The following is a 23,787-nucleotide window of genomic DNA, read 5'->3' as shown; positions in this document are numbered from 1 at the left end:
GAGTTTGTTATTTGTTTTTATACTATGTATGCAGTAATGAGATGAATGGGCATATATATCACCTTTAACAGAAAATCACTGTTTTTTAGCTCTATTATGTGTGTATGTCCATTCGAAAAAAAACCTCTTGCATATTCTATAAAAAAAGGAGGTGCATACCACATTATGGGAAATAATAACTACTATGGAATGTGTAAAAATGGTATCGGCAGAGCAGTTGAAATACGAACTAACCGGGGCACAGTTCACCGGGGCATTATTGAAAGGGTAACTCCTAACAAGGTTTACATCCGGCCTCTAAGAGGAGGAGGCAATAATTATCGGGGCTACGGTTATGGATACGGAGGTGGCTACGGCTGGGGCTGGGGCTGGGGCGGAGCAGCGGCAGGTTTCGCATTAGGCGCCATTACATCTCTTGCTTTTCTTGCATTTTTATGGTGAATGGAAAAATACAGCGAATTTTTATCAAGAATGTGCAGAGCAAAGAATACTGGAGAAGAGGAAGAAAATATTGTTAATAAGAGGTGCTTTCAGCGCCTCTTTACTTTTTTCCTGATACATAACATAACTGAGATACAATTAGCATTTACAGTGTATAGCCCTTAATCTTCCGATAAAGAATAGAAATGGAAGTAACCTGCTTTTTAGAGAAGCTTTCTCTAAATACCGGTACATAAGGAGATGTCAATATGAAACAAACAATTGCTGATTTATTAATCGATTCATTGCTTCATGCCGGAGTAAAACGAATTTATGGAATTGTTGGAGATTCCCTGAATGCCGTCCTTGATTCTATCCGAAGGTCAGGAAAAATCGAATGGATTTCTGTGCGCCATGAAGAAGTGGCCGCATTTGCAGCAGGTTCAGATTCCATTTTAACTGGAAGCATTGCTGTTTGTGCAGGCAGCAGCGGACCGGGAAATTTACACTTAATCAATGGATTGTATGATTGCCACCGAAGCCGGATTCCTGTACTCGCCATCGCTGCTCATATACCAAGCAGCGAAATAGGTGGAGACTATTTTCAAGCGACACGGCCGGAACAGTTATTCAAAGACTGCAGCCATTTTGCTGAAGTCATGACAAGACCTGAACAAATGCCGCGTCTTGTAACACTTGCCCTTCAGCAGGCAGTATCCAAAAAGGGGGTATCCGTTTTGGTTCTTCCTGGTGATATTGCGGCTTTGCCGGATACCGAAACAGTTCCTGACCAAGTCATCCACCTTACAAATCCAGTGATCCGGCCATCTGAAGAAGAACTGAGCCGGCTGGGTGAATATCTCAACCATGGCAACAAAATTACATTATTATGCGGGGCAGGGTGCGAAGGCTCTCATAGTGAATTGATGAAACTATGCAGTAAGCTTAAGTCTCCAATGGTAATCGCTTTAAGAGGGAAAGAACATTTAGAGTATGACAATCCATATTCTGTTGGCCTGACGGGTCTTATCGGCTATTCTTCCGGCTACCACGCAATGATGAACTGTGATGTTTTGCTAATGCTTGGCACTGATTTTCCGTACCGGCAATTCTTCCCCAAAAAAGCAGTCATCCTTCAAGTCGACATCCGTGCGGAGCATCTTGGAAGAAGAGCTGACTTAACAATGGGCCTATGCGGAAATGTCAAAGATACTGTAGAATGCCTGCTTCCATACTTAACAAAAGAGCATGATTCCAGCCATCTTGATAAATACACGGATCATTATAAAGAAGTTCGAAAGGGGCTCGATAAGCTGGCAGCAGGAAAACCAGGAAGAAAACCGATTCATCCTCAATACCTTACCAAACTTGTAAGTGATCTGGCAGAGGAAGACGCTATTTTTACTTGTGATGTAGGCACTCCGACATTATGGGCAGCCCGATATCTTCAAATGAATGGGAAAAGGAGACTGCTTGGGTCCTTTAATCACGGAACAATGGCCAATGCTTTGCCGCAGGCTATAGGGGCACAGACCTCCAAAAAAGGAAGGCAGGTTATTGCACTGTGCGGGGATGGGGGTCTTTCCATGCTTATGGGTGATTTGCTTACTCTTAAACAATATAATCTGCCAGTTAAAATTGTGGTGTTCAATAACACATCATTGAACTTTGTTGAATTGGAAATGAAGGCATCCGGCTATTTAGAAACAGGTACAAGCCTAGATAACCCGAATTTTGCTGCGGTCGCTGAAGCACTTGGCATTAAAGGCTTCCGTGCAGAAGACCCTGGAGAGCTGGAAGAAACAATTCGTTCAGCCTTTTCACACGATGGGCCAGCACTTCTTGATATCACTGTAAACCGCCAAGAGCTTTCTCTTCCTCCAAAAATCAAATTTGAACAAGCACAAGGTTTTACTTTGTGGATGCTAAAGGCGGTTTTAAATGGACATGGAAGCGAATTGATCGAACTAGCCAAAACTAATTTAAGGAGATAATGAGTCTGAATAAAGGAGAAACAGCATGGAATTTAATTGTTTCAGGATTGAGGCCAGTCTGGACGGGGATGGTGAATTTAAATTGAATGCAGTATGGAATGAAAAAAAACTCAGAGAAATTGACCAATTAGAAATCAGAGACATTTCAGCATTAAAAGATCATTATTCTATAACCTCGAGGCCATCTGGCAAAAGCAAATGCATCATTTCAATCGAAGATATATATGCCGGCTGGATTGCTGCACAATGTGAAATCAGCTTAAATGACATTCAAAATGGGAGAATTGATTGTGGAAATATTGAGATTGTAATGAGATGATCCTTTTCCCGCTTCCATTTGGTTAAAATTAGAAAACATAAAACAAGGCAATTTTTATCATCCTATTATAGTAAGCAATATCGAAAAAGGAGATGAAAACCCAATGACTGTAATCAACCAGGTCAAAACCACACTGGCAGGTTTAAAGAGCGCCCAAGCTAACTTTGAAGCTTTTGCTCTTGGAACAGATAACCAGCAAGCAAAACAGCTTTACCAGGATGCAGCCCAGCAAACCCAATCACTTGTTGATAGTCTTTCTCCGCGCATTCAGGAAATGGAGCAGGAAGAACCGCAATATAAACAATAATCCGCACCAAAAGGGGCTGGCATTCTCAGCCAGCCCTTTTATATGAACAATATGGATTGGTTTAATTATTACATACAACCCAAGACATCATATATCAAGATTAAAAGTAGGTGTTTATATGTCCAGCAGTAAAAAGAAAAAACTGACCCCTGTGCAGCAGGAATATCAAAAACTGCAATCACAGATTGAAATAAAGAGGCCTGTATTTATGAATTGCATACGGGCATTTGTAATTGGAGGTCTCATTTGCCTGATTGGCCAAGCTATTTCCTTAGTGTATATGCACTTTTTTAACTTTACAGGCCAGACAGTCGGAAATCCCGTTGCAGGTACAATGATCTTTTTGTCCATGCTTTTAACAGGATTTGGAATTTATGATCGGATCGCCCAGTTTGCAGGTGCCGGATCGGCAGTACCGTTGACCGGTTTCGGGAACGCTGTTATATCAGCTGCAATTGAGCACCGTACAGAAGGATTTGTACTAGGTGTTGGAGGAAATATTTTTAAATTAGCAGGTTCTGTCATTGTTTTTGGAGTTTTTTCCGCCTTTGTAGTTGCCATGATTAAGACAATCCTTATCAAGTGGGGTGGTTTATAATGCTTGCAGGACACCGTACGTGGATTTTCGAAAACAAGCCAGCAATTATATCCTCCTCAGCAATAGGGGGGCCTTTTGAAGCAAACGGGCCGCTATCAGATGACTTTGACCTGCTTCATGCAGATTTGTGGCTTAAACAGGATTCCTATGAAAAGGCTCATAGAGTTCTTTTAGAGGAAGCCTGCCAAAAAGCGATAGAGAAAGCTGGGCTTCAAAAAGAGCAGATTCAATTTTTCCTGGGCGGAGATCTTATCAACCAGATTACACCTACAAGCTTTGCGTTAAGAACCATGGGAACTCCATATTTAGGCTTATTTGGAGCCTGCTCGACTTCAATGGAAGGGCTCGCTCTTGGAGCATACCTTGTCAATACTTCCGGTGCCAAGTATTTAATGACCGGAGCATCCAGTCACAACGCAGCTGTTGAAAAACAATTCCGGTATCCCACAGAATACGGAGGGCAGAAACCTCCAACCGCACAGTGGACAGTTACAGGGGCAGGCGTTGCCTTGCTGAGTGACCAGGGAAATGGCCCTCGTGTTACATCAGCAACTGTCGGGCGCGTCATTGATATGGGATTAAGCGATCCTTTTAATATGGGAGGAGCCATGGCACCGGCGGCTGTAGATACGATTGAGGCACATTTTAAGGAAAGGAATATTGACCCTTCTTATTATGATTTGATCGTGACTGGAGACCTTGGGAGTATTGGCCATGAAGTGTCTCTGCAGCTGTTAAAAAAGCATGGAGTCAAAATTAATGAAAGTCAATACAAGGATTGCGGAATGATGATATACAAGAAAGGGCAGCCAGTTCTTGCAGGAGCGAGCGGTCCTGGCTGCTCGGCGACAGTTGTTTATGGCCACTTGCTGAACTCCATGAAAAAAGGAGAATTAAACAAAATTCTGGTGGTTGCAACAGGTGCTCTCCTATCTCCATTATCCTTTCAGCAAAAAGAAACGATACCATGCATTGCCCATGCAGTGTCCATTGAGTCCGACATGGTGCCGTGAATGAAAAACACATAAAGATTGAAGGTGAACGAAGGTGACAACAGCATCAGCAGTCAAACAGTGTCTTGCTAGCCTGAAGGGTATTGAATCTGAATTATCTGGCCTTGCTATAAGAACAGAAGATGAAGAATCACAGCGAAAACTCCATCAAGCGATGATAACTGTGCATGAAATAGTGTTGGATATGGAGCGCAGAGCAGGGGAAATGGAGCAGGAAGAGCCAACTTACAAGGGATTTTAACTCATTAAAGCAGGAGGTGTTAGGCATGCCTGATTGGATCAATATAATTTTCCGGTCTTTCTTATTCTTAGTTGTCCTGTTTTTTATTACAAAGTGGCTGGGCAAAAAACAGATTTCTCAGCTCTCATTTTTTGAGTATGTTACCGGCATTACAATCGGAAGCATCGGCGCAGAAGTGGCCACAAAGATTGAACACAGCATCATCAATGGAGTGGTCTCGATAGCAACCTTTGCTTTTGCGCCCTTTATAGTAGGCTTGATATCTTTAAAAAGCAAATCATTCCGTGGTTTTGTAGAAGGCAAAGGAACAGTATTTATTAAAGACGGCAAAATCATGGAGGATAACTTAAAAAAAGAAAAATACACTACTGACGAGTTACTTGAACTGCTTCGGAAAAAGGATGTATTTAACGTTGCAGATGTTGAGTTCGCCGTTCTTGAAGCAACCGGGGACCTGTCCGCAATGCTAAAAAAAGAAAAACAACCATTGACCCCCAAAGATCTTCAAATGAATATTGCACCCATTAAAGAATCCCAAGCTGTCATTATGGATGGAGAAATAATGGATGAACCATTATCTACAGCAGGGAAGAACCACAAGTGGCTGCACACGGAATTATCTAAAATGGGTATTACAGTTGAAAATGTATTTCTTGGCCAAATTGACTCATACGGAGAGCTGACAGTTGATCTTTTTGATGATAAACTTAAGGTAGCATCCCCGCAGGAAAGGCCGCTCCTGTTGGCATCATTCAAAAAATGCCAGGCAGATTTAGAGCTCTTTGCCCTAGGAACGGACTCGCAGGATGCTAAGAATATGTATCATAAAAACAGTTTAAAACTGCAAAAAGCGATTGATGATGTCACACCAATTTTAATAAGCTGAAAAAGCAGAGGTTTTTCAATCCTCTGTCTTTTTTTGCGACTGGAGTTTTGGGGCTTGTCCGTGATCCTCCAGGAAAAAAGAACAGATAAAATCTGTCCTTTTAACTATACGTTCCTAAAACTTTAGTATAGTCCTGCACATGAACATCCAATGATGATCAATAAAATAAACAGAACAACTATTAAAGCAAAGCCGCTGCCGTAACCGCCGTCACCCATATTTATACCTCCATTCCTTATTTAAGACCATAGCTTTTCTTAAGACCAGCACACGCAACCAATGATGATTAATAAAATGAATAACACAACGATTAGTGCAAAGCCGCTACCATAGCCGGTAGAAACAGGTGCTGTGTATCCATATCCGCATCCGCCAAAGCACATTGAATATTTCCTCCTTAAAAGGGTACTCGGAGCTGCATAAATGCAATTCCTAATGCTATGTTATGTAGCAAGACAGCAGTTGTTACGGACAATCATCCAGATAATTGAGAAAGGGCTTGAAGGATAATAACCCTTTTCAGGCATAAAACCAATTAAATAAAGAAAATTATTTGAAATAATTACTTACTCTTGATAAACTAAATAGTCAGTTTAATAAAAATCACGGTAAAGGAGAGTTAAAATGCCAAAAGTGTCGGATGATTATAAAGAGAAGAAACGCGAGCATTTATTGGAAAGCGCTTTAAAATGTTTTGGCGAAAAAGGGTATCAGGCAGCAACTATGGATGATATTGTTGTTTATTCCAAAACAAGCAAGGGCTTAATATATAATTATTTTAAAAGTAAGGAAGAACTATACATATCTTTGATGGAAGAACGGACGAGCAAGTCCTTTCAGCAGCTCATTGAACGATTCACTTCTATTTCTTCAGCCAAAGAAAAAATACAAGTTTTGTTCCGCATCTATAAAGAAAGACCGCAGACAACTGAATGGAGAAATTTAATCAGTGTTCATATGGAATTCTGGATCAATTCCGCAAAACAGGATAATTTGCGTGAAATTATGAAAAATCGGTACAAAGAACAATACAGGCTTTTTATGGCTAAAATTATAGAAGAAGGAAAAATGAAGGGGGAGTTTAAAAAAGAGGTATCTTCTGAAGCAGCCGGCAGTTTGTTTTGGGCAATGATTGATGGCATTTGCCTGCACTATTCCGTTGTCGCAGAAGATTACGCGTATAGGGAACATTTTGAAGCAGCTGAAGATATGTACATGAATTATCTCCTTCTCTAAAACCCCAAAAATCAGGCTGGACCAATAAGGTCCTCCTGATTTTTTAGTGATGAATAACTGAATAAATTCTCCGGGATTACCCATTTCTCCATAAAATTTTGGGGCATATTTTCTGCATCACATCGAAAAGATTCATTGAGCTTTACAATGTTTGAATGTGACCGTTTTGCATAATTCTAAAAATTGTTTGACATTTTCAGTGGCAGTGAATAAAATAAACTTAACAGTCAGTTTTGTTTATTTGAATAAAAAAAATGGAGGTTTTTTATATGATGGTAAATAACACATTAACAACCGATAGACTCGTGCTGCGGCCGTTCGAGCTTGTTGAGGATATGGAAGAATATGCATCGATAGCTGCCCAGCATGAGGTGGGGAAGTGGCTTCCAAAAAGAGGGGCATACACCTACGAAGAAGCAAAATCAATGATGAAACATTTTATCAGACATTGGGACGAGGAAGGATTTGGACCCTGGGCATTGACCAAAAAGGATGGTACTTTAATCGGACATATAGGTTTGAATAAAATATCAGACTTAGGAGAGGTTGAGCTTTTATATGCAATTGAGAAGGAAAGCTGGGGAAAGGGGTATGCAAGTGAAGCGGCAGCCGCTTCGGTTTCATTTGCTTTTTATACACTTCGACTTAAGAAATTAATTGGACTGATCAAGCATGATAATGATCGTTCAAGAAGAGTGCTGGAAAAAGCCGGAATGACATATGTGAAAGAAATCAGATGGCGGGGAATGGATTTATTCTATTATGAGCTCAACTGCAAAAATCCCCGGAAAGATGGGTAAACAATCGTACTTTTTATACACTAAATCTTTTTCTGACATGGGCAGCATGATGGAAATGCTGGTTATGAATGCTGTTATATTTTCCGAAACGGGAAGCACAGCCTGGCTTGCTGCAGTATTGTCGGCAAGAGTTTTCGGAGGGATTCTCTCAAGCATAGTTTCTGGTATTCTAGCAGATCGCTGCAGCCGGCGGCAGATCATGGTTTACAGTGATCTTATTAGAGGGGTTATAATATTAACACTCTGTTTTTTTCCTTCACCATTTTCACTGCTTTTAGCGGCATTTTTAATGGGAATATTCGCAAGCTTCTTTTCGGTAAGTTTCAATGCGGAGATACCTCGAATTTTTGGAGAAGAAAAGGTAGTTAAGGTAAACTCGCTGCTTTCAAGGCTAAGTGCAATTTCCATGGTAATCGGTTTTTTTGGGGCAGCTGTTCTTGCTGAAGTTTTAAATCCACGGGGTATTTTCGTTATAGATGCCCTTTCCTTTTTTCTTTCAGGGGCAGCATTGCTCAAAATTAAATGGAGTGAATTAAATAAACCAGTTTCTATGGCTGTTCAGAAGCATTGGATTAGGGATAGTCATGAAGCCTGCAGGTTTGTCAGGGATAGACCGCTGCTGTTAATGATATTTATTATTTTTCTATGTCAGACTTTTGCTGCAAGCTCACAAAATCTTGGAATTCCTCTTTTATCTGAAAGCTTGAGCTCTGAAAATATCTCATTTTATCAGGGCATGATATGGGGATGCTGGGGCCTTGGGTGTATTTTAACGACCATCATTGTTCCAGGAGTGAAACGGCTTCACCAAAATTTTTTCCTTTCTTATATGGTTTTTTCAATGTTCGCCTCAATTGGATTTATTTTATTAATGTGGAATAACTCCATTTTTTATATTACGGTGTTAGCTTTTATTACGGGAATGTTTGATGGAGGAACAGGTATCTTTTTTAATGCTATTCTGCAAAAAACCGAAAATCGCATACGGGGAAAAATCTTCGGCATAGCCAGCTTTCTAAATCGGCTGGGATTCGCTGCCGGATTTGCAGCAGCTGCTCAAGTGCTAAGGCATTTATCAATGCCTATGCTTGTTCTTTTTTTTCACGGGGGAATGATAGTAGCCGTATTATTTGGTTTCATTGTTTTGTTATCAAAAAGACAGGATGTAAAAAAAACCATTATAGAAAATGAATCTATATAAAAAATAATAATAGAGGAAGTGTTAGGAATGGCAATTAATCGCTTAACAGAAAAATTTGTGATTGTTAAATGTTCCGATGCGAAAATTCAGGATGTATACAGTGCTTTTGATGCTGGTTTTTCTGATTATATTATTCCAATGAAAATTTCTCAGCAGGTGTTCATTGATAGATTTTTTGGTCCTGAGGGAAATCAGCTTGAAACTTCGTATATCGCTTATTATGAAAATATACCAGCCGGTGTGATTCTAGGAGGAATCAGATATTTTGATGGTATAAAAACAATGAGGTGCGGGGCGATGGCCATTTCGGCTGAATTTCGCGGAACCGGGATAAGCAGGATTCTTTTTGATGCTCATAAAAAAGCAGCGGAGGAAAACAATTGCTGTCAGCTTTTTTTAGAAGTGATCAAAGGCAACGAAAGGGCTATCTCTTTTTATCATAAATGCGGATATGAAAAAATATACGATATATCCTATTTTGCAGCTGAAAAACCTGAAGAATTAATTTGTTTTCAAGCTCTTGACACAAATCCTTCAATTAGGATTGATAAGGTTGATTTTCAATTATTCAGTGCTGCTGTCGATAACTGGGATTTTCATATGAATTGGCAAAACGATTTGCCTTATTTGGAAAGCAGCGATAATGTCAGTTATTTTGCTGCATTTAATGATGAACAAGTGATTGGCTGCCTTTCTGTCAACAGTGGCGGAAATATCAGTTTATTATATATAGACAAAAGATATCGAGGAAAGGGAGTAGCAACCAAGCTTTTATTTGAAGGAATAACGAAGCTGAATGCAGCAAAACTCCAAGCGGGATTTCCCAATAATAGCCTTGCTGAAGGATTTTTTAAAAAAGCGGGATTCAAAAAAACAGCACTTGCTCAATATGAAATGTACCTCTTGCTTTAAAAGTGTTCCATTTGGAGCAGGAGCAAAACATGATCCCGCTAAACTGCCCGGGTCCCTTGTTATATTTATATCGGATAGATAATTAAGAGGGATTGAGATGCTAAAACTCAAAACTCAGGCAGAATACACATTCAAGGGGAGAGAGGGATGAAAAGCATGTTAAATGATTATGAATGGATGGAATTATATAAGCTGCAAAGACAGGAACTTGAAAGAAAAGCCAAAATGGCCGGTGAAAGGGCCGAAAGATTGATTGCCGCAAAAGTAAATGGTCTAAGAAGGGAGGCAATGACTCTAAGGGAAAATCAAGTATGCCTGGACTGCGAGTAATGTAAATATTGTCCCGGCAAAGCACATACAGCCAAAGCCCATATTATTAGGGCATTATGGCTGTGTGTGTATTTGTGATAGATGAAATTTTTCTTTAATACCCTTTTTTATAATCAACAAGATTTAGAGAAGGCACTTGTCCTTGTGCGTATTCTTTCAGATTAGGTATAAATATTTCCTCAATCAGCCGTTTATCATAATATTCTGTGGATCCTGCAGTATGGGGTGTAACGATTACATTTTCAAGCTCCCATAACGGATTATTTGCAGGAAGAGGCTCTTGTTCGAATACATCCAGTCCAGCGCCAGCTATTTTCTGATTCTTAAGAGCTTCAATCATTTCACTTTCAACAGCTATTGAGCCGCGACCGATATTGATAAAGAACGAGGACGGCTTCATTAAACTGAATTCATTTTTGCCGAACATTCCTTTAGTTTCTTCTGTCAGGGGTAGTGTGACCACAACATAATCACATTGAGGCAAAACGGTATGCAATTTATCAGAAGTAAACATTTCGTCTACAAATTCAGCTTGCTGGCCTGAGTGACGTACTCCAAGCACTTTCATACCAAAGGCTTTTGCAATTTTAGCCGTTTCAAGGCCGATTGCCCCAATTCCTAGAATACCAATCGTTTTCCCATGGATTTCTGCGTTCATATTGGCATGATCCCATCTCCTGGATTGCTGATTCTTGACATATGTATGAATTTTCCTGGTTAACGAAAGAATAAGTCCAAATATGGTTTCAGAGATAGGGTATGAATGTACACCATTTGCTCCTGTAATCAGTATATCCTTCATTTTCAGATCTTTAAGAGGCAAATTGTTAACTCCTGCACTCCAAGTTTGAATCCAGCGAAGCTTGCTGCTGTTTAAAACAGTATCTTTCACATTCGGATTCCAGCCTGCCAGAACTTCTGCATCATCCAGATGGTTTTCCCAAACTTCAGGTTCTTTGCCAGAGACCACTTCCCAATCTGGAATGATCTTTTGGATTTTTTCAGCAAGTGATTTTTCTACATTACGAGTAATTACAAGTTTACGTTTTGCCATATTTCGCTCTCTCCCTGCCTTTTTGTATTAGTGAAACCAATAACTTATTAAATAGAAAATATAATTTCAATAATGTAATTATATCAATAATAGCAATAAGAACGAAAAATAAGGGATAAAAAGCGCAAACTATTTGGCTTGCGCTTTTTATGCCCTTTAAGAACCAATTGTAATTTTATAGCTGCATGAATATTTCTTCCCTGGATCTAGTGAAACGATTCCTTTTTTATCCTTCAGTTCCCCAGGCTCTCCAGATGCATCTGCAATACCCTGCCACGGTTCAATACAGACAAATGGCGCCTCATTATGAGGTTTCCAAATGCCCGCGTAGGGAAGCCCTGCAAACTCAACTTCAACAAAGGATGAGTGTTTTTTTGAACGGAGGGCAATTTTACTCTGTTTGAGATTTTCAAAAATTAGAGCATCTTTTTCAAATAGATTATTGTTAAGCTCAAGAGTTTGCGAGGCAGGGGCAATTTGCCTTTTTTCAGGCAAGCGTGTGCCGCCCTCCAATTCAAATACTCCCATTTTCTCTTTCTCGCCAAAGTCTAAATAGTAATCCTCGAACTGTTCATCCTCAAACACAGGGCAGCGAAAAGCAGGATGGCCGCCAATTGAAAAGTACATCGCTTCCTTACCGGGATTATTCACTTGATATCTGACCAAAACACTATTGCCTGCTAACTCGTAGGATATTTCTAAATGAAAAGGAAACGGATATATTTCTAAAGTGCTTTTTGTAGAAGACAAGGTGTATGCATGTTTTGATGCATGAGATTCGCCTTCCTCAAATTCCAGATCCCTGGCAAAACCATGCTGGGAAAGGTGAAAATCTTTTCCATTCACATAATATGTATCCTTATTGACCCTTCCGACAATGGGAAACAGTACAGGAGCATGTCTGCCCCAAAAAGCCTTATCGGCCTGCCATAAGTATTCTTTGCCATTTTCCTTTGAAACGATACTGACAAGTTCTGCACCTTTGTCCTGCATTTTTACAATAAGTGTTTCGTTTTCAAGCTGTGATAACATGTTGATAGCTCCTTGCTTTCATAGATTTGTTCTTAGCATGCGCAATTTTTGAAATTAAAAGCCTGTTGCGCAATTTCCAGGTTAATTTACCAATCCTGCAGTAAAGTTAACATATTTTATACAAAATTTTCCCGATATCTGTAACATCATAATCGCCTTGTGCTTCAATCTCAGCCTTAAATGAATCATTTTGGAGGATGTTACAGAGAAATGTTAACTAAATGAGAGGTTTTTGGCATTTTTAAGCAATACCAAATCTATCGTTCAGTTATAAGGGGAATGAAGCCGCTGTTTGCCATTTTCCCAGTTTTTCAAAGCCAATGCCAATGCCTACATCTGCATGACCTGATGAAAAAGCCGAAGCACTGCTATAACGATTGGTTCCTTCATTATCATAGCCTGAGACGGCTGAAGGGGAATATGATGAAGACTTAATTGTTCGTCAAGCAAAATTTGTCCGACTGAAACTTTTCTGCGATTTAGTAAGCTCAATCCCTGCCTATTCAAACATTTCAAATCGTTTAACTTCAGGGGATTTCCCTTTTATACATAAAAGCCTGCCTTGCAGGTAACCAGATAAATAAGGATGCAAGAACAACTCAAGAGAAAATTCTTAATGTAAGGGACATTATATTCTCCAGTATCTCTATCAAACATATGCAAACTCACAATATCTTTTTCTCTATGATAAATGGATAAAACGCTATTCATGCTGCCGGCATATGAGCGGAGAGTTTTATATACCGATTGTGGTTCGATATGTTTTCCTAGCAAATCAAGTACAAGATCTTGGCAGCCTATGACTATTGTCTGGGCAGCAGCCTGTTCTCCGTTCAGGTATTCAATGGGAGGCGTTTGGCTCGGAACAGTGATTTCCGGCTGTTTAAATAATACTCCAAGTCATTCGCATGGATCCGCATTTGCCTTACATACGAAATACAGGCGGCTCGCCTTTTTCCACAAGATTATAAATCGTTAATTTAGAAACCCATAGATAGATATATTTCCCTCCGCCATTTATTTTATCTTACATGTATGTGCTATGTAAAACAGCTCACTCGGGAACTTGTGCAAAAGGTCCAGCACTTTCCGGCTAAAAATCATAACAAAGCTTTTTCATGACCCCCAAAAAAAGAACCGGCAGCATGCCGGCTCCATCTCAGGTAATTCTTTAATTATGACCAGACATTCCACCATTTTTTATGTTTTTTTGCAGCAGCAGCCTCTCTATAACCGGTTACCATGTCTTGAAAAGCTTCCTCACGTTCTTTGACTGCTTCAGTAAATTGCTGCAGATTAAGGTTCATAACATCTACCATGTGCTCTCTTTCATGCTGAAAGGTTTTCGACATGCTTGTTATATCCTTCTGGGCTTCTTTAACAGTTCGGGAGATTTTAGATAACATATTTTTACTCTCATTCATTGTGCTCCTTGAAGATTCCGTAATTTGCTGTGAAAGCAGTTCGTAAGTATCCTCCGAAGCTTTCGCAATGCAGTCGGAGATGGTTCCGAAAGTTTCGAAAGTAAGTTCCGAAGCTTTCTCAATAGTATCGTTCAGGATCTGAATTTCAGCTTGGCGTTTGTCATTTGAACGCTGTATCGATTTTGCAACTCCTTGGATCGTATGCATGTTTCCTTGATTGATGACCGTCTGAAGGTCTTCCACAATTTCAGTTTTACCATTTTGAATGACCCCTGTAATCTCCCTGATCATATCCTGACGGTAGTTTTCCATAACTGTTAGCATTTCTTCCATTCTCAAAACTTCTGGCGCCGGGGCATTAGGCGCGGGGGCGTTTGGCATCGCAGCAATTATTTCATTTGTTTCACTTGGCGTTTCGGAACCTCCGAAGGTTTCGGAAGGGTGTTGTGAAACGCCATTCAGGTGCTGCTCCAAAAGAGTTCGTATCATTTCTCTGCTAATATTTTTATCCCGCATTTCCTTGATCTTTTTCAAAAGGGCCATTTCCATTTCAGTGTAAAATCTGGCACCTTGCTTGGATCTTGGAATATGCAGGAGCCCCGTAAAGTCTTTTTCCCATTGTCTGATTGTACCGGTTGGAACATTGATTTTTTTAGAAACATCTTTTATTGAATATGCTCTGGTTATTTGATTTGCACTCATTAATATGTCAGCCCTTTCACAGCAAATTTTTATTGAAGCTTGATAGCATGTATATTCTCTCATTACTTTCAGTTTTTCCTGCCATCTGACAAAAGCTATCAAAAGAAGAAGGGATTCAGCAAAACCTTGTAAAAACCATCAATTTCTTTATGAAAATAAAAATTTCCATACTCCGAAAAGTATGGAAAGAACATTCATGAAGAAGAGCAGGAGCTGCAGGAGGAGCAAGAAGAACAGCTGGAGTCCGAACCAAAATGGCCTCCGCCATGTCCAGTGTCTCCGTGGTGCCCGCTTAACCCTTCATGATGTGAATGATGACTGTGCGGCAGCGGGATGTCATCACCAAAGATATGCTTGCAGTGAACTTGATAATTCCAATCATCTGTTTGTGCGAAAAATAAGTAGGCGTAACTTGCATCATTGTTATAACTATAAAGATTTTTCCAGTCGGCAACGTCTTCTATTTTGCTATTTTTTATCTTGGAAACAAATGACTCAAAAACACGCGATGTCTCGGGGTTTGCTTGCTGGTGCATATATTTATTTTTCAGATAAGACAGATTTTTATTTATAAATTCATTGAAATATTCCTGGCCTATTCCTTCTTTGAAAAAAGGTCCCCAAACAGAAAGAGAAGAATTGTCGATCGAGAATAACTGTACATAGCATAAGTCAAAAAATGTTCGTTCAAAGGGCTTGTAAACTGGTTCTGGGCTGGGGTAGTGGAAAATTTCATGCCCTGCAAAGTCCTTGCAGAATTGCTGGTACTCATCCGGATGATTTAACATGGTATGCCATAATTCATCAACCTTTGGATTAAACATTTCCATACTTTTGAAAATGGAGGCCATCAAAAGATAACGCTGAATTTCCCTCCAGTACAAGGAAGCCTGTGATTGAGACATCCTTGGAAATTTATTGCGGAATTCTGAATTGACCTTTTCCATATATTCATAGTGTAAAGCTTCATTCATGGATGAGGCCAGCGGCTCAGCAATCTCATGATGTCCAATGTTTTTTATATTTTCGAAATCAGCTTTGAAGTCTCTTTCAAATCGTTCATGTCTTGTGGCACCTCTTTTTAATTCCGCCTGAAGAATCAATATTAAGATGGCAGCGCCAATAATTAATAACCAGACCATCATTTCAGCCCTTCCTAAAATAAATTAGGTTAATATTTACAGATAACACTAATTATACCACACGGTCATCAGAGGAGGATGCATGAATTTTTGCAATCACTAGAAATACGTTAAGTCTTTACCATGCTGCCTTATTAATAGACTGAAATTTCAAAATATTTATTTGACAGATTAAAGAAGGGGACCTTACAATAAAAGAAGTTATTAGTGAATAGAGATTTGGTGAAAATTATGAGCCACACTGTCCAAATAGGAAAAATTGCTATTCTGCTTGCTTCCTTGACAGATGAAGAAATAAAGGGCTTTCTTCCAGCCTTACATTCCGTTAGATTTTGCCAGGGAAAAGTAGGCTCGATGAATATGCAAAAAATCATCTCTGCTGTTGAAACGGCTGCAAAAAGAAATAAATTGATTTCAGAAGAACATTACCGGGAAACACACTCCTTGTATCACGCGATTATCGAAGCAATCGAAGGTGTTACACGAGGGCAGATTGCAATAGGGGAAATGTTGAGAACGGTTGGTCTCAGGTTTGCCGTAGTACGGGGCAGGCCATATGAAAAACAAGGTGAAGGAGAATGGATTGCCGTAGCATTTTATGGAACCATCGGTGCACCTGTCAAAGGACTGGAGCATGAAACAGTTGGTTTGGGCATCAATCATATTTAATTAACATTGCCTAAAGTCATTAGCGATTGAGGGGGCGATGATGGCACTACCATGCCATTATCGCCTTTTTGTGCAGAAAAAAACGGGTTTATCAATTTCAATTCAGGAATATTCAGGAGGTAGGTACATGATTGAATTGTCAGGGCATGCATTGTCATTGGATAAAATCGAAAGAGTGTGTTTTGAAAATGAATTGGTTTCCATTAGCTCCGACAGCATGGAACGGGTAAAAAACAGCAGAAAGGCAGTAGAAAGAATAGTTTCAGAAAAAAAAACCATATATGGAATCAACACTGGGTTTGGCAAATTCAGTGACGTAACCATAGATGAAAGTGATGTAAATGATCTGCAGCTCCATTTAATCAGGTCACATGCCTGCGGGGTGGGTGAACCTTTTCCTGAAGAAGTGTCAAGAGCCATGCTGCTGCTGAGGCTAAATGCCCTGCTAAAGGGCTTTTCGGGAATCCGTCCCATAATAGCCGAGCAGCTGGCATCCCTTTTAAACAAGAGAATTCATCCTGTCATTCCGCAGCAGGGCTCATTAGGCGCATCAGGCGACTTGGCACCTCTCTCACATCTGGCGCTCGTTTTGGTGGGGGAAGGAAAAGTATTTTATAAGAAACACATCATTTCTGCAAAAGCAGCATATTTGCAAGAGGTCATGAATCCTATCAGCCTGCAGGCAAAAGAAGGGCTAGCCTTAATTAACGGGACACAGGCAATGACTGCGATGGGAGCTGTGAGCTGGCTGGAGGCAAGCAAGCTGGCATATCAAAGTGAGATGATTGCTTCGCTTACAATCCAGGGGCTTGAAGGAATAATAGATTCCTTTCATCCTGCCATCCATGAGGCCCGCGGATACCCGCAGCAAATAGAGGTTGCTAAAAGAATCAGGGACATTTTGCAAGGCAGCAGTCTGGTCACCAGACAGGGGGAAAAAAGGGTTCAGGACGCATACTCAATCCGGTGTATCCCTCAGGTTCATGGGGCATCGTGGCAGGCTTTGGATTATGTGAAGGAAAAACTTGAAATTGAAGCCAATGCAGCAACCGATAATCCCCTGATTTTTAACGATGGAGAATTGATTATCTCAGGAGGAAACTTTCATGGGCAGCCGATAGCTATCAGCATGGATTTTATGAAAATTGCAGCAGCAGAACTTGCAAGCATTTCTGAACGGCGAATTGAAAGGCTTGTTAATCCGCAGCTGAATGATCTCCCGCCCTTCTTAAGCCCCAATCCTGGCCTTCAATCAGGGGCAATGATCCTTCAATATTGTGCAGCTTCACTTGTTTCTGAAAATAAAACGCTGGCACATCCTGCAAGCGTCGATTCTATTCCATCCTCAGCCAATCAGGAAGATCACGTCAGCATGGGAACAATAGCTGCCAGGCATGCTCATGCAATTATTCAAAATACCAGGCGCGTTTTGGCAATTGAGCTCATATGCGCCCTCCAGGCTGCGGAATACAGAGGACCAGATAAATTGTCGCCTACAACCAGGGAATTTTATAACGATGCCAGAAAAGTCGTCCCTTCCATTAAAGAAGACAGGGTATTTTCAGAAGACATTGAAAACATCACAAAATGGTTAAAAAAAAATGAACTGAGCTGGACAATGACTCATGGAAGAGAAATTGTACTGCAAACATAAAAAATAAAGGGGGAAGAGATATGCCGATTGAAGCGAACCGCAAAATTACTGTAAAACGAGGGCTGACATTGGAATGCAAGGGGTGGGAGCAGGAGGCGGCTTTAAGAATGCTATACAATAACCTGGATCCTGACGTAGCGGAAAAGCCTGAAGACCTCGTTGTTTATGGAGGCATCGGGAAAGCCGCAAGAAACTGGGAAGCATTCGATGCTATTGTTGAAACACTTAGGAGACTAGAACATGATGAAACCCTGCTGATTCAATCTGGAAAGCCTGTTGCAGTTTTCAGAACCCATGCCGCGGCTCCCCGGGTTTTGTTATCTAATTCTGTGCTTGTGCCCAAATGGGCTACATGGGACCACTTTCATGAATTAGATCGTAAAGGCCTGATGATGTATGGACAAATGACTGCCGGAAGCTGGATATATATTGGTTCACAAGGAATCCTTCAAGGTACGTATGAAACTTTTGCCGAGCTTGCCCGCCAGCATTTTGGCGGTTCTCTGAAAGGAACAATAACTCTTACTGCGGGCCTTGGAGGAATGGGAGGAGCACAGCCGCTTGCTGTAACCATGAATGGCGGTGTCTGTATTGCAGTTGATACAGATGCCACACATATCAAAAAAAGAATTCAGACACGGTACTGCGATGTTTTTGCAGATTCTTTGGATATGGCACTCATCATTGCAAATGAAGCAAAAATAAAAGGCAAGCCCCTTTCCATCGGATTAAAAGGCAATGCTGCAGAAATTCATCATGAGCTGCTTGACAGGCAGATGCACTTTGATATCGTGACAGACCAAACATCAGCACATGACCCGCTGAATGGCTATATACCTGAAGGAATGGATTTAACAGAAGCAGAACAGCTTAGAAGTGATAATCCTGAAGAATATATTAAAAGGTCAACCCGTTCAATGGCAAAGCATGTAGAAGCCATGCTTGAATTTCAGCGAAGGGGGTCAGTAGTATTTGACTACGGAAACAATATCCGCCAAATTGCAAAAGATGCAGGTGTTTCAAACGCCTTTGATTTTCCGGGTTTTGTTCCTGCTTTTATCAGACCGCTCTTTTGTGAAGGAAAAGGGCCATTCAGGTGGGCTGCCCTATCTGGAGATCCGGAAGACATATATAGAACTGACTCATTGATAAACGAACTGTTTCCTGAAAATGAGGCACTCAATCGATGGATAAAAATGGCCCGTGAAAAAGTTGCTTTTCAAGGGCTCCCGGCAAGAATCTGCTGGCTTGGATATGGTGAACGAATGAAGATGGGTCTGGCAATTAATGAACTAGTGCGGTCAGGCGAGCTTAAAGCTCCTATTGTTATAGGGCGTGACCATCTCGACTGCGGATCTGTCGCATCACCTAATAGGGAGACAGAATCAATGAAGGATGGAAGCGATGCCGTAGGGGATTGGGCTATACTGAATGCTTTGGTAAATGTAGCAGCCGGCGGGTCATGGGTTTCCGTCCATCACGGGGGAGGAGTAGGTATGGGATATTCCCTGCATGCTGGAATGGTAGCAGTTGCAGACGGCACTGATCTTGCAGAAGAAAGGTTGAAAAGGGTGCTGACAACAGATCCTGGGATGGGAATTGTACGTCATGCAGATGCCGGTTATGAAGCAGCAATCAAATCAGCAAGGGAAAAAAATCTCGATATACCCATGCTATAAGAGAGGATGATGATTAATGCATGATCTTGTTGTTAGAAATATTAGCCAGCTGATTCTGCCTGAATCTTCTTTTTCCCCTTTAAAAGGCAAAGAAATGAGTGTTTTAAAAGTGAAGGAAAATGCTGCATTTGCGGTAAAGGACAAAAAAGTATCCTGGATCGGCAATGATGATGAAGCGGATTCTAAAAAGGCAGTACAATACATCGATGTACAGCAAAAAATGGTTTCTCCTGGACTTATCGATCCGCATACACATTTAGTTTTTGGCGGTTCGCGTGAAAACGAAATGCCTTTAAAGCAAAAAGGTATGAGTTATTTGGAAATTTTGGCGGGTGGCGGAGGGATTCTTTCAACCGTAGATGCAACACAAAGAGCTTCAGAGGAAGAACTTTTTCAGAAGGCATCGTTCCACTTGGAAAGAATGATTTCTTTTGGAGTCACTGCTCTTGAGGCTAAAAGTGGATATGGCCTGGACCGTGATACTGAAATCAAGCAGCTGCGTGTTATTCAAAGACTGCAGAATTCATTTCCAGCTGCCATTGTCCCGACTTTTCTGGGACCGCACGCCATCCCTCTTTCCTATAAAGGAAGAGAAGAAGATTTTTTAAATGAGATGATAGGTTTGCTTGATGAGATAAGCCATAAAAATCTCGCTGAGTTTGCAGATATCTTTTGTGAGACAGGTGTCTTTACTGCCGAACAGTCAAGAAAATTCTTAAAAGCTGCTAAAAGCAAAGGATTTGGCCTGAAAATCCACGCTGATGAAATCGATTCACTTGGAGGTGCTGAACTTGCAGCAGAACTTGAAGCAGCAAGCGGAGACCATCTTGTTGCTGTTTCAGATAAGGGAATAAAGATGCTTGGTGATTCAAATACGGTTGCAGTTTTATTGCCGGGAACCACATTTTACTTAGGAAAGGATACCTATGCACCTGCTAGAAGAATGATTGACAATGGGCTGGCTATTGCTCTCGCAACTGATTTCAATCCAGGAAGCTGTGTAACTGAAAACCTTCAGCTCATCATGTCGCTTGCCTCTCTAAAGTTAAATATGTCAGCGGAGGAAATTTGGAACAGTGTTACAGTCAATGCAGCCCATGCAATTGGCCTGAACGGAAAAGCCGGGACCATTGAAGTAGGAAAACCGGCAACCTTTGTCATCTGGGATGCAGATAACTATCATTACATTCCCTACCACTTTGGTGTTAATCACGCAAAAATTGTTTATTTGGATGGAAATAAAATATGGGAGAGACAGAAGAATGAAAAATTTCAGCTATCTGACTCCAGGTAAGGAAGTTTTATTTCAAGACCGTAATATGCCTAAAATTTACGATAGCCTGATTCCTTATTCAACAGGGATATCTGGAAAAACAGGGATTATTGGCCTGCCATATTCCCGGACATCGATTTCCTCTTCACAAGCATCTGAAGCCCCAAAAACAATCCGGAATTGTTTGAAGGGGTTTTCCGCTTATTCAGGTGAAAAAGGCCAGGATTACAGCGGAGAAGTTATCCTGGACTTTGGAGATGTACCAACACATCCCGCTAACATCGAAGAAACATTAAAAAGGCTCCGTATTTCTGTTAAAGAAATGCTCGGCACGTTTTCTTGTGAACGTCATATCATTCTTGGGGGAGATCATGGGATAACTTTCCCCGCTATACAGGCATTCCAGGAAATATACGGAACAATTGGTGTCATTCAATGGGATGCACACCATGATGTCAGAAGCTTTGAAGATGGCGGGAGAACAAATGGCACTCCTTTCCGCAGTCTAATAGAAGGAGGATTTATTAAAGGGGAACATCTTGTCCAGGTTGGCATACGTGATTACTGCAACTCCAAAATATATCATGAATACACAAAGAAAAAAGGCATTACCGTATATTCCATGGGAGATGTTGAAGAAACTGGCATTGTCCCTATCATAAGAAAAGAAATCAGCCGGTTATCGGCAGAAGCGGATTTAATCTATTTATCCGTTGATATGGATGTTGTGGATCAGGCCTATGCACCAGGCTGCCCGGCAATAGGGCCCGGAGGCTTAACAAGCAGGGAGCTTATAAAAAGTATAGCTGAAGCATCCCGCCATCCGAAAGTAAAAGCAATGGACATTGTGGAAATTGATCCTTCCAGGGATTTCAGGGATATAACAAGCAGGCTTGCTTCAGCAGCCATGCTGGAATTCATATTTTCATAATATAAAGGCTTTTTTTGTAAATTTTGCTGCTATGGAACAAGGAGTTGATTTCAGCTCTCCAGGATGTCCGCTTCCAGCGGAGCGGGCGGTGAGCATCCTCAGGTGCCTGCTGGGTCTCACCTTCCCGCTAATCTAAGCAGGAGTCCCGCACCTTTCGCTCCAATCAACCTCATTTGAAAATGAGGTCGCCTTATAGAACTGATTAAAAAACAATAATCTTTACGAAAAGAGCCAATAAAAAATAATTCAATGAGTGTATCCCTAAAATAAACTCTTACTCTAAAGGGCAGAATATAATATCACAACGAACTAATAAAAGAGGGATACTACATGAAAACTTACAGATATATGCTAAAGGAATCACTGGATGCTGCAGAATTAGCCGAAGATTTGAAAGTTCAAATTGCTGTCAACCGTTTTTGCGATGTGAAGATTAGCCCTGACGAACACCGAAATGAAATCATTGTTCAGTTGCATGAAGCTGATGGAACAATTGAGGACGTTGTGGAGATATTCATGGCCGATTATAAGACAGGTGAAATTATTGAATAACCGTAAATACCCTGAAAACAGCAGACAATTAAAATTAATAGCCTCCTGCCAATAAGCAGGAGGCTAAATTATTTAAAATACTAGCGGAATTTCTTTTACACCCCGTACAATCATTCCCGGTCTCCATTGCAATTCATCCGGATCAATGGCCAGGCGAATATCCGGCATTCTGTTTAATAAGGTATTAATGGCAATCTCTCCTTCTAAACGGGCAAGGGGCGCACCAAGGCATAAATGAATTCCTTTTCCAAAAGCAAGGTGCTGGCTTTTTTCCCGGGTAATGTCGAGAATATCCGGATCTTTGAAAACTTGAGAATCACGGTTGGCTGAATTTAGGGCTACAATAACATGATCTCCGCGTTTAAATTCAACATTCCGAAAAATCAGGTCTTCGCCTGCCCAGCGGTCAGTGCTGAATTCAACTGGGCCATTAAAGCGGAGCAGTTCCTCAATAGCAGTTGAAATGAGCTCAGGATTATTCTTCAGTTTATCCAACTGTTCCGGAAATTCAAGCAGGGATAGGATACCATTACCTATCAGATTAACTGTAGTTTCGTGCCCTGCAATGATTAAAAGAGAAACAAGACCATACAGTTCCTCTCCAGACAGTTTTTCTCCGTCATCTTCAGCATGAATCAGGTCATTTATCATGCCTTCGCAGGGGTTATCACGCAGCTGTGCAAACCAGCTTCCAAGGTAGGCAATGAATTCTGACATATGCTGGCCAACTTCTTCAAAGCTTTCTGCAGTTCCGCTTTCTATAAGGGAATTGGACCATATCCTGAATTTTTCCCTGTCTTTGCTGGGAACTCCAAGCATTTCGCAGATGACAATAATGGGTAGAGGAAATGCCAGATCATCAATTAAATTTAATTTACCTTTTCCTTTTACATCATCGAGGAGTTCATCCGTTATTTCCTGAATTCTATCACGCATGCCTTCAATCATTTTGGGTGTAAACGCTTTTTGTACAAGGCCTCTTAACCGTTTATGATCAGGCGGATCAGAAAAGAGCATATTTTGGGTAAAGATGCTGGTATGTGAGGTTGGTTCATCAAATAATTTCGTATAATCCTTAATAAATCTGCTGTCTTTTAGAAGTTCAGAGGCATCTTCATGCCGTGTAATCAGCCAGGAATGCATCCCCCCAGGAAGAATGGTCTTATAAATGGGAGCCTCCTCTCTAAGTTTTTTGTAAATTGGATAGGGATTTTGAACAAAAGAATCTGTAAACATATAATGTTGTCCATTTGTTATCTCTCCATTATTTTTAAGTTCCATTTTATGTTTCTCCTCCCCGATTGCTTCTTTTGCATTTTCAGTTCTAATATTTATTATAATACGAAAACTAAAAATTCCGAAAATTAAGTGTTTATTTTAGATTGTTTTTTTAGAATGATTTCTATACAAAGGGATAA

27 protein-coding genes are annotated in these 23,787 nt (G+C 40.7%); 19 read left to right on the top strand and 8 right to left on the bottom strand.

The window, feature by feature from the left end:
• Positions 1-165 precede the first annotated feature (165 nt).
• The 8 genes from ACN6MY_RS14030 (at position 166) to ACN6MY_RS13995 (ending at position 5,778) form a co-directional block, all read left to right on the top strand.
• Positions 166-441: a hypothetical protein gene (locus ACN6MY_RS14030; RefSeq protein ID WP_419880752.1), complete on the top strand. Its 276-nt coding sequence runs from the start codon at positions 166-168 to the stop codon at positions 439-441.
• Between the two features lie 248 nt (positions 442-689).
• Positions 690-2,414 (top strand): ubiquinone-dependent pyruvate dehydrogenase, encoded by a 1,725-nt coding sequence (gene poxB, locus ACN6MY_RS14025; RefSeq protein ID WP_419880751.1) that lies wholly within the window; start codon positions 690-692, stop codon positions 2,412-2,414.
• 25 nt (positions 2,415-2,439) lie between these two features.
• Complete coding sequence (locus tag ACN6MY_RS14020; RefSeq protein WP_419880750.1) at positions 2,440-2,733, top strand: hypothetical protein; 294 nt, start codon at positions 2,440-2,442, stop codon at positions 2,731-2,733.
• A gap of 103 nt (positions 2,734-2,836) precedes the next feature.
• Positions 2,837-3,040 carry a DUF1657 domain-containing protein gene (locus ACN6MY_RS14015; RefSeq protein WP_419880749.1) on the top strand — a complete coding sequence of 68 codons (204 nt, stop codon included), beginning with the start codon at positions 2,837-2,839 and terminating at the stop codon, positions 3,038-3,040.
• Positions 3,041-3,158: 118 nt separating this feature from the next.
• Positions 3,159-3,638, top strand: a complete 480-nt coding sequence (gene spoVAC, locus ACN6MY_RS14010) for a stage V sporulation protein AC (RefSeq protein ID WP_419880748.1) — start codon at positions 3,159-3,161, stop codon at positions 3,636-3,638.
• Complete coding sequence (gene spoVAD, locus ACN6MY_RS14005) at positions 3,638-4,651, top strand: stage V sporulation protein AD (RefSeq protein ID WP_419880747.1); 1,014 nt, start codon at positions 3,638-3,640, stop codon at positions 4,649-4,651. The genes spoVAC and spoVAD overlap by 1 nt, the downstream gene beginning before the upstream one ends.
• A 34-nt stretch (positions 4,652-4,685) precedes the next feature.
• On the top strand, positions 4,686-4,892 hold the full coding sequence (locus ACN6MY_RS14000) for a DUF1657 domain-containing protein (RefSeq protein WP_071349659.1): 207 nt from the start codon (positions 4,686-4,688) through the stop codon (positions 4,890-4,892).
• Between the two features lie 25 nt (positions 4,893-4,917).
• Entirely contained in the window at positions 4,918-5,778 is an 861-nt protein-coding gene (locus tag ACN6MY_RS13995) for a DUF421 domain-containing protein (protein ID WP_419880746.1), read from the top strand.
• Between the two features lie 122 nt (positions 5,779-5,900).
• Here the strand turns inward: ACN6MY_RS13995 and ACN6MY_RS13990 are convergent, their stop codons facing one another.
• Both ACN6MY_RS13990 and ACN6MY_RS13985 read right to left on the bottom strand, forming a co-directional pair.
• Positions 5,901-5,996, bottom strand: coding sequence for a YjcZ family sporulation protein (locus ACN6MY_RS13990; RefSeq protein ID WP_141770080.1), 96 nt, complete (start codon positions 5,994-5,996; stop codon positions 5,901-5,903).
• A gap of 39 nt (positions 5,997-6,035) precedes the next feature.
• Positions 6,036-6,161 (bottom strand): YjcZ family sporulation protein, encoded by a 126-nt coding sequence (locus ACN6MY_RS13985; protein WP_419880745.1) that lies wholly within the window; start codon positions 6,159-6,161, stop codon positions 6,036-6,038.
• Between the two features lie 241 nt (positions 6,162-6,402).
• Here ACN6MY_RS13985 and ACN6MY_RS13980 point away from each other — a divergent pair, with 241 nt between their 5' ends.
• From ACN6MY_RS13980 to ACN6MY_RS13960, 5 genes are all read left to right on the top strand, one after another.
• A complete protein-coding gene (locus ACN6MY_RS13980) occupies positions 6,403-7,014 on the top strand; it encodes a TetR/AcrR family transcriptional regulator (RefSeq protein WP_419880744.1) in 612 nt (203 codons plus the stop codon).
• Between the two features lie 269 nt (positions 7,015-7,283).
• Positions 7,284-7,814 (top strand): GNAT family N-acetyltransferase, encoded by a 531-nt coding sequence (locus ACN6MY_RS13975; RefSeq protein ID WP_419880743.1) that lies wholly within the window; start codon positions 7,284-7,286, stop codon positions 7,812-7,814.
• A complete protein-coding gene (locus ACN6MY_RS13970) occupies positions 7,777-9,015 on the top strand; it encodes an MFS transporter (protein ID WP_419880742.1) in 1,239 nt (412 codons plus the stop codon). Before ACN6MY_RS13975 ends, ACN6MY_RS13970 begins: the two co-directional genes overlap by 38 nt.
• Before the next feature lie 27 nt (positions 9,016-9,042).
• Positions 9,043-9,927, top strand: coding sequence for a GNAT family N-acetyltransferase (locus tag ACN6MY_RS13965; RefSeq protein ID WP_419880741.1), 885 nt, complete (start codon positions 9,043-9,045; stop codon positions 9,925-9,927).
• Between the two features lie 147 nt (positions 9,928-10,074).
• Complete coding sequence (locus ACN6MY_RS13960) at positions 10,075-10,257, top strand: hypothetical protein (protein ID WP_419880740.1); 183 nt, start codon at positions 10,075-10,077, stop codon at positions 10,255-10,257.
• Positions 10,258-10,351: 94 nt separating this feature from the next.
• Here the strand turns inward: ACN6MY_RS13960 and ACN6MY_RS13955 are convergent, their stop codons facing one another.
• From ACN6MY_RS13955 to ACN6MY_RS13935, 5 genes are all read right to left on the bottom strand, one after another.
• Positions 10,352-11,311, bottom strand: coding sequence for a D-2-hydroxyacid dehydrogenase (locus tag ACN6MY_RS13955; protein WP_419880739.1), 960 nt, complete (start codon positions 11,309-11,311; stop codon positions 10,352-10,354).
• Between the two features lie 156 nt (positions 11,312-11,467).
• Positions 11,468-12,343, bottom strand: coding sequence for an aldose 1-epimerase family protein (locus tag ACN6MY_RS13950; protein ID WP_419880738.1), 876 nt, complete (start codon positions 12,341-12,343; stop codon positions 11,468-11,470).
• 543 nt (positions 12,344-12,886) lie between these two features.
• A complete protein-coding gene (locus ACN6MY_RS13945) occupies positions 12,887-13,054 on the bottom strand; it encodes a substrate-binding domain-containing protein (RefSeq protein WP_419880737.1) in 168 nt (55 codons plus the stop codon).
• 464 nt (positions 13,055-13,518) lie between these two features.
• Positions 13,519-14,469: a MerR family transcriptional regulator gene (locus tag ACN6MY_RS13940; RefSeq protein ID WP_419880736.1), complete on the bottom strand. Its 951-nt coding sequence runs from the start codon at positions 14,467-14,469 to the stop codon at positions 13,519-13,521.
• Between the two features lie 194 nt (positions 14,470-14,663).
• Positions 14,664-15,614 (bottom strand): hypothetical protein, encoded by a 951-nt coding sequence (locus ACN6MY_RS13935; RefSeq protein ID WP_419880735.1) that lies wholly within the window; start codon positions 15,612-15,614, stop codon positions 14,664-14,666.
• 228 nt (positions 15,615-15,842) lie between these two features.
• On the opposite strand from ACN6MY_RS13935, the gene hutP reads away from it, so the two are divergent.
• From hutP to ACN6MY_RS13905, 6 genes are all read left to right on the top strand, one after another.
• Positions 15,843-16,280 (top strand): hut operon transcriptional regulator HutP, encoded by a 438-nt coding sequence (gene hutP, locus ACN6MY_RS13930; RefSeq protein ID WP_419884168.1) that lies wholly within the window; start codon positions 15,843-15,845, stop codon positions 16,278-16,280.
• A gap of 127 nt (positions 16,281-16,407) precedes the next feature.
• Positions 16,408-17,934, top strand: coding sequence for a histidine ammonia-lyase (hutH, locus tag ACN6MY_RS13925; RefSeq protein WP_419880734.1), 1,527 nt, complete (start codon positions 16,408-16,410; stop codon positions 17,932-17,934).
• A 20-nt stretch (positions 17,935-17,954) separates the two neighbouring features.
• A complete protein-coding gene (gene hutU, locus ACN6MY_RS13920; RefSeq protein WP_419880733.1) occupies positions 17,955-19,613 on the top strand; it encodes a urocanate hydratase in 1,659 nt (552 codons plus the stop codon).
• 16 nt (positions 19,614-19,629) lie between these two features.
• On the top strand, positions 19,630-20,907 hold the full coding sequence (hutI, locus tag ACN6MY_RS13915; RefSeq protein ID WP_419880732.1) for an imidazolonepropionase: 1,278 nt from the start codon (positions 19,630-19,632) through the stop codon (positions 20,905-20,907).
• Positions 20,876-21,817 (top strand): formimidoylglutamase, encoded by a 942-nt coding sequence (gene hutG / locus ACN6MY_RS13910; RefSeq protein WP_419880731.1) that lies wholly within the window; start codon positions 20,876-20,878, stop codon positions 21,815-21,817. The genes hutI and hutG overlap by 32 nt, the downstream gene beginning before the upstream one ends.
• 330 nt (positions 21,818-22,147) lie before the next feature.
• Positions 22,148-22,369, top strand: a complete 222-nt coding sequence (locus ACN6MY_RS13905; protein ID WP_419880730.1) for a hypothetical protein — start codon at positions 22,148-22,150, stop codon at positions 22,367-22,369.
• A 72-nt stretch (positions 22,370-22,441) separates the two neighbouring features.
• Here the strand turns inward: ACN6MY_RS13905 and ACN6MY_RS13900 are convergent, their stop codons facing one another.
• On the bottom strand, positions 22,442-23,650 hold the full coding sequence (locus tag ACN6MY_RS13900; RefSeq protein ID WP_419880729.1) for a cytochrome P450 family protein: 1,209 nt from the start codon (positions 23,648-23,650) through the stop codon (positions 22,442-22,444).
• Positions 23,651-23,787 lie beyond the last annotated feature (137 nt).

Origin of the sequence: Peribacillus sp. B-H-3, from assembly GCF_048572925.1 — a bacterium.
Lineage (GTDB): Bacteria > Bacillota > Bacilli > Bacillales > DSM-1321 > Peribacillus.
Note: the sequence above shows the minus strand (reverse complement) of the source record. Positions and strands in the feature narration are given on the sequence as shown.